Source organism: Lentzea sp. HUAS12, from assembly GCF_024125735.1.
GTDB lineage: Bacteria > Actinomycetota > Actinomycetes > Mycobacteriales > Pseudonocardiaceae > Lentzea > Lentzea albida.
Window position 1 is genome coordinate 179,412 of the sequence record NZ_CP099738.1, and the last position, 16,336, is coordinate 195,747.

General features: G+C 70.4%; 13 protein-coding genes. 6 read left to right on the forward strand and 7 right to left on the reverse strand.

Annotated elements, in window-relative coordinates; genetic code table 11:
- Positions 1–40: 40 nt before the first annotated feature.
- Together ND450_RS00880 and ND450_RS00885 are read left to right on the forward strand one after the other, a co-directional pair.
- A complete protein-coding gene (locus ND450_RS00880; RefSeq protein ID WP_253324250.1) occupies positions 41–3,406 on the forward strand; it encodes a S8 family serine peptidase in 3,366 nt (1,121 codons plus the stop codon).
- A 147-nt stretch (positions 3,407–3,553) separates the two neighbouring features.
- Positions 3,554–4,291 carry a class I SAM-dependent methyltransferase gene (locus ND450_RS00885; protein WP_253324251.1) on the forward strand — a complete coding sequence of 246 codons (738 nt, stop codon included), beginning with the start codon at positions 3,554–3,556 and terminating at the stop codon, positions 4,289–4,291.
- A 160-nt stretch (positions 4,292–4,451) separates the two neighbouring features.
- Here the strand turns inward: ND450_RS00885 and ND450_RS00890 are convergent, their stop codons facing one another.
- The 3 genes from ND450_RS00890 to ND450_RS00900 all read right to left on the reverse strand — a co-directional run bounded on the left by ND450_RS00890 (position 4,452) and on the right by ND450_RS00900 (position 9,862).
- Positions 4,452–4,970, reverse strand: a complete 519-nt coding sequence (locus ND450_RS00890) for a hypothetical protein (RefSeq protein ID WP_253324252.1) — start codon at positions 4,968–4,970, stop codon at positions 4,452–4,454.
- Positions 4,971–5,038: 68 nt separating this feature from the next.
- The gene (locus tag ND450_RS00895; RefSeq protein ID WP_089916461.1) at positions 5,039–6,700 is read right to left on the reverse strand and encodes a DEAD/DEAH box helicase; all 1,662 of its coding nucleotides are present in this window, start codon (positions 6,698–6,700) and stop codon (positions 5,039–5,041) included.
- Between the two features lie 48 nt (positions 6,701–6,748).
- On the reverse strand, positions 6,749–9,862 hold the full coding sequence (locus tag ND450_RS00900) for a phosphodiester glycosidase family protein (RefSeq protein ID WP_253324253.1): 3,114 nt from the start codon (positions 9,860–9,862) through the stop codon (positions 6,749–6,751).
- Between the two features lie 23 nt (positions 9,863–9,885).
- On the opposite strand from ND450_RS00900, the gene ND450_RS00905 reads away from it, so the two are divergent.
- Positions 9,886–10,734, forward strand: coding sequence for a hypothetical protein (locus tag ND450_RS00905; protein WP_253324254.1), 849 nt, complete (start codon positions 9,886–9,888; stop codon positions 10,732–10,734).
- A 174-nt stretch (positions 10,735–10,908) separates the two neighbouring features.
- Here the strand turns inward: ND450_RS00905 and ND450_RS00910 are convergent, their stop codons facing one another.
- Positions 10,909–11,232, reverse strand: a complete 324-nt coding sequence (locus ND450_RS00910) for a hypothetical protein (protein ID WP_253328168.1) — start codon at positions 11,230–11,232, stop codon at positions 10,909–10,911.
- Positions 11,139–11,351 (reverse strand): zinc finger protein, encoded by a 213-nt coding sequence (locus ND450_RS00915; RefSeq protein WP_253324255.1) that lies wholly within the window; start codon positions 11,349–11,351, stop codon positions 11,139–11,141. Before ND450_RS00915 ends, ND450_RS00910 begins: the two co-directional genes overlap by 94 nt.
- Before the next feature lie 104 nt (positions 11,352–11,455).
- On the opposite strand from ND450_RS00915, the gene ND450_RS00920 reads away from it, so the two are divergent.
- Genes ND450_RS00920 through ND450_RS00930 form a run of 3 tightly spaced genes read left to right on the forward strand, consistent with a single transcriptional unit; the run spans position 11,456 to position 13,334 of the window.
- Positions 11,456–12,286, forward strand: a complete 831-nt coding sequence (locus ND450_RS00920) for a helix-turn-helix transcriptional regulator (RefSeq protein WP_253324256.1) — start codon at positions 11,456–11,458, stop codon at positions 12,284–12,286.
- A 10-nt stretch (positions 12,287–12,296) separates the two neighbouring features.
- Positions 12,297–12,458 carry a DUF397 domain-containing protein gene (locus ND450_RS00925; RefSeq protein ID WP_253324257.1) on the forward strand — a complete coding sequence of 54 codons (162 nt, stop codon included), beginning with the start codon at positions 12,297–12,299 and terminating at the stop codon, positions 12,456–12,458.
- 18 nt (positions 12,459–12,476) lie between these two features.
- On the forward strand, positions 12,477–13,334 hold the full coding sequence (locus ND450_RS00930; RefSeq protein ID WP_253324258.1) for an ornithine cyclodeaminase family protein: 858 nt from the start codon (positions 12,477–12,479) through the stop codon (positions 13,332–13,334).
- A 118-nt stretch (positions 13,335–13,452) separates the two neighbouring features.
- Here the strand turns inward: ND450_RS00930 and ND450_RS00935 are convergent, their stop codons facing one another.
- Together ND450_RS00935 and ND450_RS00940 are read right to left on the reverse strand one after the other, a co-directional pair.
- The gene (locus ND450_RS00935) at positions 13,453–14,679 is read right to left on the reverse strand and encodes a family 16 glycosylhydrolase (protein WP_371927618.1); all 1,227 of its coding nucleotides are present in this window, start codon (positions 14,677–14,679) and stop codon (positions 13,453–13,455) included.
- Positions 14,680–14,888: 209 nt separating this feature from the next.
- Positions 14,889–16,334, reverse strand: coding sequence for a trypsin-like serine protease (locus ND450_RS00940; protein WP_253324259.1), 1,446 nt, complete (start codon positions 16,332–16,334; stop codon positions 14,889–14,891).
- Between the last annotated feature and the right edge of the window lie 2 nt (positions 16,335–16,336).

Below are 16,336 nucleotides of genomic sequence, written 5' to 3' on the forward strand. Positions count from 1 at the left end.
CACACCTAGGGGAGGACACGTGCGCTTAGCACGATGTTTGGTGATCACCGCTCTCGCCGCCGGACTGCTGAGTCCGGCGGCGACGGCGCAGGCGGAACCGGTGAGAACGCAGAAGACCTCGACCATCACGTTGATCAGCGGTGACAAGGTCGTGGTCGACGAACGCGGCGGTCTCGTCCGCGTCGAGGGGCGGCCCGGCATGTCGTTCGCGCAGTACGTGCGCGACGACCACCAGTACGTGGTGCCGGCGGACGCGGTCGACGCGGTGGCGCAGAACAGCGTCGACCAGCGCTTCTTCGACGTCACCTCGCTGCACTCGTACGGCTACACCGACGAGAGGACCGACCGGATCCCGTTGCTGACCAACGGCTTCCGCGCGGCTGCCGCGGTGGAGAAGAAGGATGCCGCGCAGCAGTGGACGGCCCGGCGCACCAGCGCGTCGCGTGCCGGGAAGCTGTGGCTGGACGGCAAGTCGAAGATCTCGCTGACCGAGAGCGTGCCGATGGTCGGCGCGCCCGGCGCGTGGCAGGCCGGGTTCGACGGCACCGGCGTCACCGTGGCCGTGCTGGACACCGGGTACGACCGGAACCACCCCGAACTCGCGGGCGTCGTGTCCGTCGCCAAGGACTTCACGCCGTCCGGGATCCAGGACGACATCGGGCACGGCACGCACGTCGCGGCCACGGTCGCGGGGCGCGGCAGCCGGCACGTCGGCGTCGCGAAGGGCGCGTCGCTGGCGGTGGGCCGGGTCTGCGAGGCCGAGTGGTGCCTCGACAGCGCGGTGATCGCCGGCATGGAGTGGGCGGCGCGCGAGGTGAAGGCCAAGGTCGTCAACCTCTCGCTGGGCGGTGACCAGTCCGACGGCACCGACCCGTTGTCGTTGAAGGTCAACGAGCTCACCGCCGAGACCGGCGCGCTGTTCGTGGTGGCGGCGGGCAACGCCGGCACCCGGCGGCAGGTCTCCGGTCCGGCGTCGGCGGACGCCGCGCTGGCCGTGGCGAACCTGACCAAGCAGGGCGTGCTGGAGGAGTGGTCGTCGCGCGGTCCGCGGGTGGGCGACCACGCGGTGAAGCCGGACATCGCGGCGCCGGGCACGGACATCGTGGCCGCACGCGCCGAGAACACGTTGTGGGACTTCGCGGTCGACGACCTGCACGCACGGCTGACGGGCACCTCGATGGCCGCGCCGCACGTGGCCGGCGCCGCCGCGGTGCTCGCGCAGCGCAACCCGTCCTGGAAGGCCGCCGAGCTGAAGGCCCACCTGATGGCGACGGTGAAGCCGGTCGCGGACAAGCCCTCGAACGTCGGCACCGGACTGCTCGACGTCGAGCGCGCGGTGACGCAGCAGGTGCGCGCGTCCGTCGGCAGCCTGTCTTTCGGGCTGCTGGAATGGCCGCACACCAGGACGTTCACGAAGACGATCACCTACACGAACGCGGGCGCCGAGCCGGTGTCACTGACGTTGCGGCACGACCTGGGCGCGGACTTCGCGGTGCCGTCGTCGGTGACCGTGCCCGCCGGGGGCAGTGCCTCCGTCGACGTGGTGCTGGACCCGGCCAAGGGGCTCGGCAAGTTCTTCGGGCACCTGAAGGCCTCTGCTCCGGGTGTGTCGGTGGTGACCGCCGTCGGCGCGTACGTCGAGGAGGAGCACCACACGCTGAACCTGTCGATGATCGGCCGTGACGGCAAGCCGGTCGCGAGCGAGTTCGTCGTCGTGGTCGACCTGTCCACGCGGGAAGCCTCGGTGGTCACCATCGAGAACGGCACGGGCGCGGCGCGGTTGCCGGTCGCGGACTACGCGGTGATCGGCCGCATCGACGAGCTGACGCCGAACTACGCCTGGTTCACCCCGGTCTCCGCGACCGAGGTGGCGGGCCGCGTGTCGGTGCGCGCGGACGTGTCCCTGACCCTGGACGCCCGGCAGGGCAAGGAGATCCGCGTCGAGCTCCCCGAGCGCGACTCACAGGTGTGGTACCGCGACGCCCGGCTGAGCGTGCCGTTCGAGTCGGACAGGATCAGCAGCATCGCGAGCACGATCGACGGCCGGGTTCCGTTGTACGGGCTGTCCTTCGGCCCGCCGCTGCCCGAGCTGACCTACGACTCCGGGCTCAAGGGCGGACAGCCGCTGGTCTCGGTCGTCGGCGGGTTCCCGGTGCGCTACTACGACGGCAGCAGGTTCCTGCCGCCCGGTGAGCACGAGCTCGACGTGGCCGAGCGCGGCACCGACGTGCGCGGCAAGCTCGCTCTCGTCCGCCACGCCGGTGAGAACCCGTACGAGGTCGCGAGGGCCATGCAGGACGCCGGGGCGGTCGCCGTGCTGTGGGCGGGACCGGTGCCGTTCGGGTCGGAGCAGCAGACGGCGATCCCGGTGATCGCGGTGGCGGAGCACCACGTGGCGGTGACGCCGGCGAAGCTGACGTTGCGGGCCGTCGCGGGCTCGCCGGTGTCGTACACGTTGTTCCTGCGGGACAAGGGCGCGCTGCCGGTCGGGGTGAAGAAGGTCCGGCACTCGGAGCTCGCCGAGGTGAAGGCGCGCTACCACACGTCCGGTCCGGACGGTTCGGTCCTGCAGCGGAACTCACCGGTCGTGAACGGCGTGCTCGGCAGGGTGCTGGACGAACGGCTCTCCGCTCCCGCGCAGCGCACCGAGTACTTCACGCCGGGGATCTCCTGGTACCAGGAGGGGTTCGACGGCCGCAGCTCCGGCGCGGGCGACGACCCGAGCACGACGTCGTGGGCGGACCTCGAGCCCGTGACGTTCCAGGCGGGCCGGAAGTACGAGCGGACCCACCTTCGCGGGATCACCTCACCACGGCTCGGCGGGTCGTCCGTCGTCACGTGGGCGGACGGCGGCGGCGTCGAACGGTCGGGCGACCTCATCAACGCCCGCATCTCGCCGTTCGGCGGCTCCGGCTGGGTGGAGAACTGGCGCCAAGGCGGCTGGGGCACGCTCGAGCTGCGGCACGACGACGCCACGCTCGGGTATTCGGACGTCCGGCGGGGATCGTTCCACGCCCCCGCCCGCGACGGCCGGTACAAGTTGCTGCTGGACGCCTCCCGGGACGGGCTGGCGTTGTCGACCTCGGTGCGGACGACGTGGGAGTTCTCCGCGGCCTCCGACGGCCGGCTGCCGCTGGTCGAGGTCGACTACTCGGTGCCGGTCGACCTGCGCAACAGCTGGAAGGCGGGGCTGGCGATGCCGGTGAAGTTCACCGCGTCGGGCGGCGCCCGAGTGCTGGAGGCCTACGCGTCGTTCGACGACGGTGCCAATTGGGTGCCGGTGAAGTCCGTCGTTCCCCCAGGCGGGAAGGCAGGCGGTTACGTGTCGCTCCGCGTGGTGGCCCGTGACGCCGCCGGCAACTCGGTAGACCAAACGGTCCTGCGCGCGTACCGCCTTCGGGCGTAACCGGGCGGCTGTCCGGTCGTTGTACCCACCTGCGGCACCTGCCCCGCCGAGCGCGAGACGATCCAGGGACGCGGCGTCTCCGCGCCCAGGGCAGGTGCCGCCATTCTCGGTGGCCGGTCCGGCGTGCCTGTGGTGGCATGTCGGCCCATGGGGACTTTCGAGGAACTGGTGGCCGAGGGCGCGGCCGTGCCGCTGGAGGGCTGGGACTTCTCCTGGTTCGAGGGCCGCGCCACCGAGGAACGCCCGCCGTGGGGGTACGCCGGCCTGATCGCCGCACGGCTCGCGGTCGTGTCCGCGGCGCTGGACCTGCAGACCGGCGGGGGAGAGGTCACCGCGTCCGCGCCCGTCCTGCCACCGCGGATGGCCGCCACCGAGTCGTGGCCGCCGAACGCCTTGGTGGCCTCTCGGCGCCTACCTCTCGTCGTGCTGGCGGCCGACGCGGGGCCGCTGCCGTTCCGTTCGTCGTCGTTCGATCTCGTGATCTCGCGGCACCCCGTCGTGACGCCGTGGGGTGAGATCGCGCGGGTGCTGAGGCCGGGCGGGACCTACTTCTCGCAGCAGATCGGGGCCGGGACGAACCGGGAGCTGACGGACTTCATGATGGGGCCGCAGCCGGTGAGTCCGGCTCGCAGCGTCGAGGTCGCCCGTGCGGAGGCCGAGGCAGCCGGGTTGGAGGTGCTGCGGCTGGAGCCCGTGTGGCTGCGGGTGGAGTTCTTCGACGTCGGCGCGGTGGTGCACTTCCTGCGGAAGGTGTTGTGGACCGTGCCGGGGTTCACCGTGGAGAGGTATCGGGACCGGCTCCTGGACCTGCACGCGCACATCCAGGAGCACGGCGCGTTCGTCAGCACCTCGACCCGGTTCCTGGTGGAGGCGCGCAAGCCTTAGGGCGTGTGTCGAAGTCCGATCCGCGACAGCCGGGCCCGAGGCGGCCCCTGGCGGCACGGCCGGAACGCCCACGTACAACACCGGCACGCGGCCGTTCCGGCCGCACCACCAGGAACCACCTCAAGCGCGACTCTCATCGAACCGGACTTCGACACACGCCCTAATCGGTGAGGTAGGACCGGTAGAGGTCCTGGTACCGCACGACGTCCTCCTCCGAGATGCCCACCAGTTCACCGTCGAGGTGGTCGAAGTCGATCTCGTACTTGTAGTTGCTCATCAGCCAACCGGCCGTAGCCGTCCACGACTGCTCCATCGAGTAGCCCTGCGGGCTGCGCCACGTCCTGAGGAGCGCGCGGGGACCGTCCACGGGGTGGAGGTTCGTGACGACCACGGAGTACGAGTACCGGCCGTCCGCCGGCTCGTAGCCGCGGACCCGTGCCGCCTGGATCTCCTCGAACCGCCGCGCGACCTCCTCGGTGACCGGGTGGATCTCGCCGTCCAGCCTGCCGCTGCGGACGTGGTGCACCGTGCAGCCGCGTTCCCACCTGAGGTCGGCGGTGTAGCACTCCTCGTGGGTGACGCCGTCGTGGTCGGTCCACTGGCGGCAGACGATCGCCGGGTCGTCCGTCGACGGGCGCGTCTGCGTGACGCGGGCGAAGTAGCGGTAGTCGATGTTCATGTGGCCCCCCAGGAATCGAGACAGCCCCGGTAGCGATCTCGTCGGCTACCGGGGCTGGTCCGTTGATCCTAGCGGGGCTGGCGCTCGCGGCGGATCGTCACGCGCTTGCCCTTGATCGTGGCGTCGCGCAGCTGCTCGATCACGTCGTTCGCGGCCGGGCCGGGCACCTCGACCAGCGAGAACCTGTCGGCGATCTCGATCGCGCCGATGTCGCGGCCCTTCAGGTTCGTCTCGCCGGTGATGGCGCCGACGATGTCCTGCGGCCGGATGCCCGACGAGCGGCCCGCACCGAGGAACAGGCGCGTCATGCCCTCGGACGGGCCGCGGCGCTCCCTGCGCGGGCCCGCCGGGGCACCGTCGCGGCGCGGACGGTCCTCGCGCGGGCGCACCTCCGGGATCTCCTCCTCGTCGGCGGCGGCACCGGAGGCCTCGTGCGCGAGCTTCACGGCGGCGAGGGCGATGTCCATGACGTCGAACTCGTCGGCCAGCGTCTCGACGACCACGCGGAACCGCGACAGGTCGTCCTCCATCAGCGACTCCTGCAGCGACGAGCGGGTCAGCTCCAGCTGCCGGGCGCGCAGGTCGGCGACCGTCGGGACCTTCTCCATCGGGATCTTGGTCTTGGTGACGCGCTCGATCGTCTTGAGCATCGAGTTCTCGCGCGGCTCGACCAGCGTGATCGCGACGCCCTCGCGGCCGGCGCGGCCCACGCGGCCGATGCGGTGCGTGTACGCCTCGGGGGCGGACGGCACGTTGTAGTTCACGACGTGCGTGAGCTGCTCGATGTCGAGGCCGCGGGCGGCGACGTCGGTGGCGACCAGCAGGTCGGCGGTGCCGGAGCGCAGGCGGGACATGACGCGGTCGCGCTGCTCCTGGCTGATGCCGCCGTGCAGCGACTCGGCGCGGTAGCCGCGGCCGTTCAGCGTCTCGGTGAGCTGGTCGACCTCGTCGCGGGTGCGGCAGAAGACGACGGCGGCGGTCGGCGACTCGACGTCGAGCACGCGGCCGAGGGCGGCGGGCTTGTGCTCGCGGCGCACGAGGTACGCGGTCTGCCGCACGCGCGGGGCCTCGCCCGGCTCGGTCTTCTCGCGCTCGATCTGGATCAGCGTCGGGTTGCGCAGGTGGCTCTTCGCCATGCGGTCGATGCGCGGCGGCATCGTCGCCGAGAACAGCACCGTCTGCCGCTCGGACGGGGTCTCGGTGAGGATCGCGTCGATGTCCTCCGCGAAGCCCATGTCGAGCATCTCGTCGGCCTCGTCGAGCACGACGACCTGCAGGTCGCCCAGCTGCAGGGTGCCGCGCTGGAGGTGGTCGATCGCGCGGCCCGGGGTCGCGACCACCACGTCGACGCCGCGCGACAGCTCGCGCAGCTGGCGGCCGATCGGCTGGCCGCCGTAGATGGGCAGCACGCGGGCGCCCATGTGGCGGCCGTAGCGGTGCACCGCCTCGGAGACCTGCACCGCCAGCTCACGGGTGGGGGCGAGGACGAGGGCCAGCGGCTTCTCGCCCTTGCCGATCTTGTCGGCGATGCGTTCGAGCAACGGCAGCGCGAACGCCGCCGTCTTGCCCGTGCCGGTGGCCGCCTGGCCCAGCAGGTCGTTGCCCGCGAGCAGCGGCGGGATCGCTTCGCTCTGGATCGGCGTCGGCTCCTCGTAGCCCAGCGTGGTGAGTGCGTTGAGGATGTCGGAGCGCAGCCCCAGGTCGGCGAAACCGTTGTCGGCGGAGGTCATGGGGAGTATCTTCCCCCACCGCCTCACATCGCACTCACTCAGACCAGCTCAGGCGCCCTCTGCCGCCTCGACGCGCACCTCCGCGACGGCCGTCACGCCGTTGACCGTGACCGAGATCTTCGCCTGACCAGGCCTGATCCCGGTCAGGACACCGGTGTCCGGTTCGAGGCGGGCGACGTGCCACGGCCGAATTCCTCCCTCCGCGCCCACGTGCACCGCACGTGACCCTTCCCACACCGCAGCCATCGGATACCGGACCGGAACCGACCGGGAACCCTGTTTCACCGTGGCCGCAACCGTTTCCGCCGAGCCGGCTCGGAGGGTGGACGGCGCCTGGAGGTGGAGCGAGTCCACATGGGGACGGATCTCGGCCTTGACGCCCTTGCCGGTGACGCCGAGGAGCGTCCAGCCGGTGAACCCGCCCGGTTCGGCGGGTGCCTTGCCGGAGTTGCCGTTGACCACGTGCGGCACACCGTCCACTGTGGACGCGAAGAACCCGCCGACGTGGCCGCCGACGAACGCGGTGGGAGCGTCGCGTTCGGACAGCAGTCGCTCGAAGTAGGACGCTTCCAGCCGGTCGTCGAGCTGGCTCGTGCGCGCGGGCGTGGGATCGCGCGGAGGGTGGTGCATCAGCACGACGGCCTGGCCTTCGGTCGTCCGCAGCGCGTTCCTCAGCATCTCCACCTGCTCGAAGCCGCCGCCCCGGAGCGTGCCGGTCGACGAGTCGAGCAGCACGAACCTGGTGCCCCGGTGGTCGAACGTGCGGTGGGTGGCGCCGAACTCGCGGCGGAAGTCGTCGATCGTGCCCGGTCCCATGATCTCGTGGTTGCCCGGCACGTAGTACCAGGGGAAGTCGCCGAGCTCCTCGGTGAGGACCCTGCGGGCGAGCGCGAAGTCCTCCGGCGAGGCCTCGTCCACGAGGTCGCCGTTGACCACGACGAACTCGGCGCCGGAGTCCCTGATCTCCCCGAGCGTGCGGCGGGCCGACCTGACCAGGTCGCTGTCCGGGTTCCTCGCCACGAACTGGGCGTCGGACATGACCGCGAACGTCCAGCCCTCCGCCCGGCCGACCACGTCCTCACGCAGCTCGGGGACCGGTGGGAGCGCGATCTCCGGCGGCACCTCCGCGGTGATGTCGTCGACGACGACCTCACCCGTGTAGGAGCGGTCCGCCTTCGTCTCGATCGTGTAGAACCTCGTGACGCTCACGGGGAACTTCAGCTCCGGCGGCACCGCGACCTCGATCCGCTGCCAGCCGGTCCAGGTGATGTGGGGGCCGTAGAGCGAACGCGACTGTCCTGTCGAGTCGGTGACGGTGAATGCGGTCCACTCGCCCTTGCCGCTGCCGAGGACGTGCGCGGCGAGCGCGAGGGGCTGCCCGTCGACCTGGAGCGGCTTCGGCGGGATGGCGTAGGCGGTGCGTGTGCCGGTCGACTGCGTGAAGTCGTAGCTCAGCTTCAGGCCCTGGCCCGTGTGGCCGTCCGGCGCGGGCTCGACCCCGCCGGTCGCGCGGGCGGAGCCGAAGGTCCACTGTGGAGCGTCGTCGAAGGTCGCGAGCGTCTGGTCGCGCGTGCCGACGGTCACGGCTGTTTCGGTCGTCTTGTCCCCGACCCGGACCCTGATCGTCGTGGCACCGGCCTTCACCGCCCTGATCCGCAGGTCCGGGGTGACCTCGACGACCTCGCGGTCGTAGCTCAGGTCGAGGTCGGCGCGCTCGACGGGCGCGCTGAACCCCTGGGCGTCGAAACCGTTGACGCGCAGAGTTCCCTGCTCGTCCTCGGCGAGGCTGATCCTGGAGCTCTCCGGTGCGATCCTGGCGAGCTCGCCCAGCACGGTGAGCCGCGTGGTCCTGGCGGTGGGGCCGCGGAAGGCGGTGAACGAGGCGGGGCCGGGACGGGCTCCCGCGTGGAAGGTGTCACCGACCGCCCAGCCACCCGTCGCGCGGGTGAGGTGCCCGGTGCCGGTGGCCGGGCCGAACGTCTCGTCGTGGCCGCGCACGGTCATCCGCCGGGTCAGGCCGGGGAACACGCGGGTGCTCGCGGTCCGCACGTCGAAACCGGTGAGGCGGCCCGTACCGGTGGGCGCGTAGAGCGCGAGGCCGTTGGGGATCGGGCGCTCGCCGCCGTCCGACGGGGTGTTGACGAGCTCCAGTTCGGTGGTGCCGGGTTCGCGGGCCAGCATCGTCGACGAGCCGCCGCCGTCGAGGTTGAGGGCGTTGTGCGCGCCGAGCTCGATCATGGCGTCGGCGAGGTCCGTGAGGTCCAGGCCCTGGAGGTGGGCGCTCTGCCGTCCGTCGACGGTCAGCGCGTACATCTTCTTGCCGTCCCGCGAGAACCCGACCGCCGTGCGCGGGTGGAGGGCGTCGGCCGGTGCGACGTTCCTGCCGTCGCGGACGAGGAGCTGCCGTCCGCCGATGGCCGTGACCGGCCGGCTGCCGTCGCTGGTGCGGCTCCGGTAGCCGACCTCGGCCCTGTCGCCGGGCTTGAGCGCTTTGAGCACGTCCGCGCCCTTGTCGCGGCCGACCAGCGCGTACCCCTCGACGGGCGTCGCGCTGGGGGCGCCGACGGACTGGACCACGTCGTCCTTGACGATGACCTCGGCCGTGTTGGTCGCACCCTGCGTGGCGCGCGCTCGGCTGTACGTGCCCCACAACGGGTTGAAGACCCCGATGCCGTCCACGTCGATCTTCGCGCTGTTGAGCTGCGTCAGCTCGTGCGTGCCGTTGAGCGTGCCCTCGAAGAAGGTCTCCATCACGCTGCCGATGCCGGCCGCGTCGATGCCCACCGCACGTCCGTTCCCGGACTTCCTCAGGTGGCCGTCCTGGATCCCGACGCCCTCGGGCGCGTTGGAGTTGCTGATGTCGAAGAAGTCGCCGTTGATCGCCGCGACGGCTCCGGTCGTCTGCTGCGACAGCGGTGCCGCCTGCGCGACGGTGCCGGTGTCGACGTACCCGACCCGTGCCTTCGCGAGGTCGACGGTCAGCGCGTCCCCGCGGACCCACCCGTCGGGCTCGTACCAGTCGAACGAGCTGAGCGTGACGCCCGGAGCGACGGGTCTCTCGGCGCGGTCGGTCTCGATGCGTCTGGTGACGTCGGCCTGAGCGGGGGAAACGGGCGCCAGGAGGGCGGCGGTGATGATCACCGCAAGTGCACGTCTCGTCACGCATCGGAACCTAGACTGGTCCGGTGAAGAACCGCCTAACGGTCTGCGCCTCGCACCTGATCACCCTGCCCGGCGCTCCCGACGGGCCCGTCCGGGCGGCGATCGCGGACGCGCGGGAGGCGGTGCGCGCGTTCGACCCGGAGCTCGTGGTCTTCTTCGGCACCGACCACCGCCGGGCCTTCCGGTCGGTGGTCCCGACCTTCGCCGTGGTCCTGAGCGCCACCGCCCAGGGCGACGTGGCCGGGCCCGTCGGTTCCTACGACGTGCCCTCGGACCTGGGACGCGAGCTGGTCGCCGGGCTGGTGGCCGCGGAGTTCGACGTCGCCACGGCCTACGAGGCCGCGCTCGACCACGCCTTCGGCCACACCGCGCGCGACCTGCTGGGCTCGATCTCCGCCAAGCCCGTGCTGCCGGTCTTCGTCAACTGCGCCTCGCCGCCCCACGCCACCTTCCGCCGCGCGGCGTCGCTGGGACGCCGCGTCGGGGAGTTCTTCGCCGACCGCCGGGTGCTGTACGTCGGGTCGGGCGGGCTCGCCCACGACCTGCCGGGGTTCCGCGAGCCCGAGACCGGGGTGGTGCTCTCGGAACAGGAGCGGCAGGCGTGGATCAAGGACGTCAACGAGCGCGCACGCCGCGAGGGGACCGTCCGCGAGCTGGTGCGCTCGTGGGACGAGGCCTTCCTGGCCGGGATCGCCGGCACGTCGTGGGAGTGGCTCGACCCGATCGGGGTGGACCTGGTGGAGAGGGCGGGGAACGGGGCGGCGGAGTGCCTCACCTGGACGGCGGCGTGGGCGGCCGGCGGGGCGGGGCTGGAGGTGCTGGCGCACGAGTTCGACACGAGCGGGCGCGCGGTCGCCGTGTCCGCGCGCTAGGTGTATTGACCACGAGCGTTCGTCCGGTGGCAGGCGCGGGCGAGAGACCCGGAGGCGGTGCCGCCGCGATGACCTCATACCGGGCGTATCCGCGCGCCGCGGTGGTGCCGCCTCCGGGGCCCTCGGCCGCTACTGCCGCCCGACGAGACCTCCGGGACACGGCCAGGGGACCGCTCAGTCCTGCGGCGCCTCCACCGTGGACAGCACGTCGGCCTCCGCCAGGTACAGCCGGCCGAGGTCGATGAGCAACGTCCCGAGCTCGCGGTAATGCTCCGCGCGCTCGAGATCGGGAATCAACCCGCACGTGCGCAACATATTCTGCGCGAGCAACTCACCGAACTGTGGATAAGTCTTCACCACCTCACGCGAGAGGCGTTGAAGAGATACGCGCAGAAGGTCTTCCGTCAGGATTTCCGCGGCCATGGCAGGATCCCCTCGCTCTTTCGCCAGACGCCGTCGCAGTCCCAGCACGTCGGCCAGACGTTCTTGCTCGACCACAGGTCAAGCTCCTGCGGTTCGAAGGGATCGCCGCACAGGGTCTCGACGAGCCGCCCCCTGAGCGGCTCGTCCTGGACAGCGTGTCGCAGCCCGTCGTGGGGCAACCATCGGAACTTCACGGAATTATTCTGCAACTTGGAGCTGGTCCAAGCTAACGCCCTTTTGGGTTGTGTTGGTGCCGAATGTTCTGAAAGGCCCGTGAATGGCGCTAGCGTCCCCGTTCATGCCGAAAAGATTCTCCACCGCAAGAGGCCGCGAGTTCGGTGACGGGCTCCGTGCCGCCATCGCGGCCACGGGTATGACGTCGCGGGCCGTGGCCGAGATCGTCGACTGGCAGGAGGCCAAGCTGTCGGACGCCGTCAACGGCAAGGGAGGCGTGACGGAGCTGGACCTCGCGCTGTTGCTGGGCGCGTGCCGGACGCCGTCGGACGAGCGGGAACACCTGATGAAGCTGTTCCACGCGACGAACGTGAAGGGCTGGTTGCAGGAGCACGGCGCCGCCGAGCCGATCCTGCCGCGCACCCTGCTCCAGCACGAGTCCACCGCCAAGACGCTGATCAGCTGGTTGCCGTTGCTGGTGCACGGCACGCTGCAGATCCCCGAGTACGCGCGTGCCGTGATCAGGGCGAGCGCCAACGTGCCCGAGGACGAGGTGGAGGAGCGCGTCGCGGCTCGGGTGGCGCGCAGCGAGTCGCTGCGATCCGGCGTGAAGGCGACGTTCTTCTTCCACGAGTCCGTCCTGAGGACACCAGTGGGGGGTGAAGAGGTGATGCGCGCTCAGCTGGAGCACCTGGTGAGGATGTCGCTGCGGCCGTCCGTCGTCATCAGGGTGGTGCCGACGTCGGCCGGGGCCCACGCGGGGCATGCCGGGGGCTTCAACCTGATGCGGTTCCACAAGATCGAGCCGGTCGTCTTCGTGGAGAGCGAGAACGCCAGCCTCATCATCGAGGCGGCGCTACCGGTCAAGAGCTACGACGCGGTGGTCGAATCACTCGGTCGGACGGCGTTGGACGAGGAACAATCGAGGAGTCTGATCAAAGACATCATCGGTTGAGGAGACATTGATGGCCGAGTGGCGCAAGAGCACCTACAGCGCGAACGCCAGCGAGTGCGTGGAGGTGGCCACCGGCATCGGGATCCGGGACACCAAGGCGCCCGCCGTCCACCTCGCCGTGGGCGCGGCCGCCTGGTCGTCGTTCCTGGGGGCCGTCAAGCGCTCGCGCTGAGTCGTTACGATCCCGGCCATGACGATGCCCGCTGCGATCGATGCCGTGCGAGAAGCGTTCGTCGGGCTGGCGGCGGAGGAGTTCGACCTGCCGCCGCGGCAGGCGTTCAGCGACAGCCGGTCGCTCGTCATGGCGGTGCACCACCGGCCGACGAGCTCCACCGCGGTCAAGGTGATCAGTGTCGAGGTCGAGCGCGACCCGGTGATCACGGGCACGGTCGTGTACTCGCATCCGGACGGTCAGTTCGTCACGGACGCGGTGCCGCTCACGACGTTGCGGACCGGCGCTGTCGTCGGTGTGGCAACGGATCTGCTGGCCGACGAGGACGCGTCGCACCTCGCGCTGCTGGGCGCGGGAGCGCAGGCCGCGGACCAGGTGTGGGCCGTGCACGCCGTGCGGCCGTTGAAGAAGCTCGTCGTCTTCAACCGCAACGCGAAGAAGGCCGAGGCGTTGCTGGAGGGCCTGCGCGACGAGCTGCCGGACACGGTCATGGACACGGCGGCGAACGCGGACGAGGCCGTCGAGAGCGCGGACGTCGTGTGCTGCGCGACGGCGTCGACGGTGCCGTTGTTCCGGTGCGGCTCGCTCAAGGAACGGGTGCACGTCAACGCGATCGGTTCGTACCGGCCCGTGATGCGGGAGCTGCCCGAGGAGTTGCTGGCGACCGCCGGGGTCGTGGTGGTGGACCAGGTCGAGGCGGCGCTGAGCGAGGCCGGGGAGATCATCCGGGCCGTGCAGTCCGGCGTGCTGAGGCTGGAGTCGCTCGTCGAACTCGGTGCGGCGCTGGGGAACCCGCCGCTGCGGGAGGGCCGGACGGTGTTCAAGTCGGTCGGCGTCGCGGTGCAGGACTGGGCCGTGGCAAGGCTTCTGGCCTAGGAAGGTCTCCTGCCGGAAAGCAGAAGGCGCTGGACGTGAACCCGTCCGCCGCGGGGGTTCACGTCCAGCGCCCGTGCTGCTCCTCGTCAGGCCGAACCCGGCCCGGCGGGGAGAGACCTCAGACCTGCCACTTCTGGCTGGCCACGCCGAGGCACTGCCAGATGTGCGTCTTCGTGCCGTCGGCCGAACCGCCGCCGATGGTGTCGAGGCACTTGTCGGCCTGCGGGTTCACGATGTCCTGTGCCCCGCTGACGGCCCATTGCTGGGCAGCCGAGCCGTTGCAGTCCCAGAGCTGGACCACTGTGCCGTTGGCGGTGCCGCCGGCGTTGACGTCGAGGCACTTGCCCAGCGCGCGGATCGTGCCGTCACCGGGACGGCTCCACTTCTGGGCCGCGTTGCCGTTGCAGCCGACGACCTGGATGGGCGTGCCGTTGGCGTTGTTCGCCCAGGGCACGTCGAGGCACTTGCCGCCGATGCCGCGGATCTCCGAGCCACCGCCGCTGGGAGGCGGGGTGTCGGCGGAGGAGGCGCGGACCCAGTCGATCACGAGCTGCTGCGGGAACGTCGTGCTGGCGTCCGGGTAGCCCGGCCACTCACCACCGACCGCGAGGTTGATGATGATGAAGAAGGGCTTGTTGAACACCCACGGGTTGCCGTTGACGTCGGTCGGGGTGTTGCGGGCGTAGACGTTGCCGTCCACCGACCACGTGATCTCGCCGGGCTTCCAGTCCACTGCGAAGTTGTGGAAGCCGTCGGAGAAGTTCGGGCCGTTGTAGGCGTGGGACTTGCCGCCCGAACCGGAGTAGCCCGGTCCGTGGATCGTGCCGTACACGGTGTTCGTCTGGTGTCCCAGGAACTCCATGATGTCGATCTCGCCGGAACCCGGCCACGGGTTGCCGGTGTTGATGTCAGCACCGAGCATCCAGAACGCGGGCCAGATCCCCTTGCCGCGCGGCATCTTCATGCGCGCTTCGAACCTGCCGTAGGTCTGGGTGAACTTGTTCGCGGTGTTGATGCGCGCGGACGTGTACTGACACCGGCCGTACCAGCAGTTGTAGTTGCCGGGGTTCTCCTTCTTGGCGGTGATGACGAGGTTGCCCTGGCCGTCGTGCGCCGCGTTGGAGGTACCCGCCTGGTACCACTGGTGTTCCCTGTTGTTGCCGTTGTTGTTGCCCACTTCCATGTTCCACTTGCCGCCGTCGACACCGGTGCCGGCGGGGGCGTTGAACTCGTCGGCCCAGGTCACCGCCGCGTTGGCAGGGGGAGCTTGGCTGGTGGTGGCGACGGTGATCCCTGCGGCCACCATCAAGGCAGCGGCAAGGGCCGTCCCGATGCGTCGATGCATCGAACCGACCTTTCCGGGTGTTGGTTGTGCGCCCAGTGGTTCGGAAGTGTTGTCGCGCCGTGACCCTCGGTCAACGTGTAAAGGTTTTCACGAATTTGTCAGATGAGAGCGCTCTCAAGTGATCTTCCTCGATACCAGCGGATTTAAGGCTGCTTAAGCCTTCAGATGTTTCGGAGGGCCTGTGAACAGGCCCTCCGAGACTGTGAACGTCAGCCCTGCGGAGTGGTGATCACCGAGAAGACCGACCCACCGCTCGCCTGGCGGGCGCTGAGGTCCTCGAGGATCGTCGAGAGCGGGGCGTAGTTGTTGAGCTCACCCAGCTGGCAGGCACCGCTGCGGGCCTGCTGGCTGCCCTCCAGGATGCCGAGACCCGCCTTGGTGACCTGGCTGAACAGCGGGCTGCCGCTGTCGCCGGCGCGGGCGCAGATGTCGGTGTTGATGCCGACGTCGGTGGACAGCACGCGGCCGCACCGGGTGCCGACGAGGTAGCCCTCACCGGCCCCGCTGTCGTAGGAGTCCGGGTAGTTCACCGCGCTGGACCCCGAACCGCTGGCGCACACGACGGCACCGGCCAGGATCCCGGACAGCGGGGTGACGGAGGTGATCTCCTGGTTCTGCGAGGTCGCCTGCGGGCCGCAGGGGGTGTCGCCGTTGCTGTCGAGACCGCCGTTGCGGCAGTACTTCAGCACGATGTTGCGGTTGGTCTGGCTCTCCAGCCACGTGTTCGCGGTGGTCGCGTCCACGTACCGCACGGCGGCGTAGTCGTACGGGTAGGCGTTCTTCTCGATGCCGTGCTGGTTCAGGATCGCCTGGCGGTTGTGCTCGGTGGGCACGTTGTTCGTCTTGGTCGCCATGCAGTGGCCGGCCGTCAGCACCCACGGCACGCCGGGGAACGCGCCGCCGGTCGTCCGCAGGTTGAAGGCCGCGGTGCAGCCGCCCGTGGTTCCGTTGTCGCGCCTCATGTCCAGGCGGAGGCCGCCGCGCATGGGGCCGTAGCCGGTGCAGTACAACGGGTGGCAGAAGCCCCAGTCGACCGGGTCGACCGACGAGTACGGCGCGGGCTTCGGCAGGACGCGGGCCGACACCACGCCGGGATCGGCGTCGAAGGTCCGGACCTCCGCCTGTGCGGCGGCGTTGGGCTTGTTCTCCCTGAGCCAGGCGCGTTCCCAGACGACGACCCGGTTCTCGGTGGTGCTGACGGCCGGCAGGTACACCGAGTCGGCTCCGGCGCCGACCTGCCTGCTGATCCGGTCGTGCGCCGCTTCGAGCGACGCCAGGGAGTTCTTGACCGTGCGGACCTTCACGCGGGTCCGGTCGGCCATCGCGGCGATCTGCCGCTGGGCGGCGGCGGGCTTCGTCATCGCGACGACGAGCTCACCGGCCTGCTGGTCGAGCCACATGCCGCCGTACTCGCCGGCGGCTTCGGTCCTGAGCGTCTTCTCGAGCCCGGTGGCGTCCTTCTGGAGTTCGAGTCTGCGCAACGCCTCGCGTTCGCTGATCCGGTAGGTCTGCACCAGGTAGTCGACGGACTCCTTGACGGAACTCGGGTCGATCGTGTTCTGCAACGTCGGACCGGCGGTGGCCGGTGCAGCCGTGATGGTCGCCGCGAACAGCGCGCTCGCGGCGACCGCCCCCAGGATCTTGGCTAATCGCAATG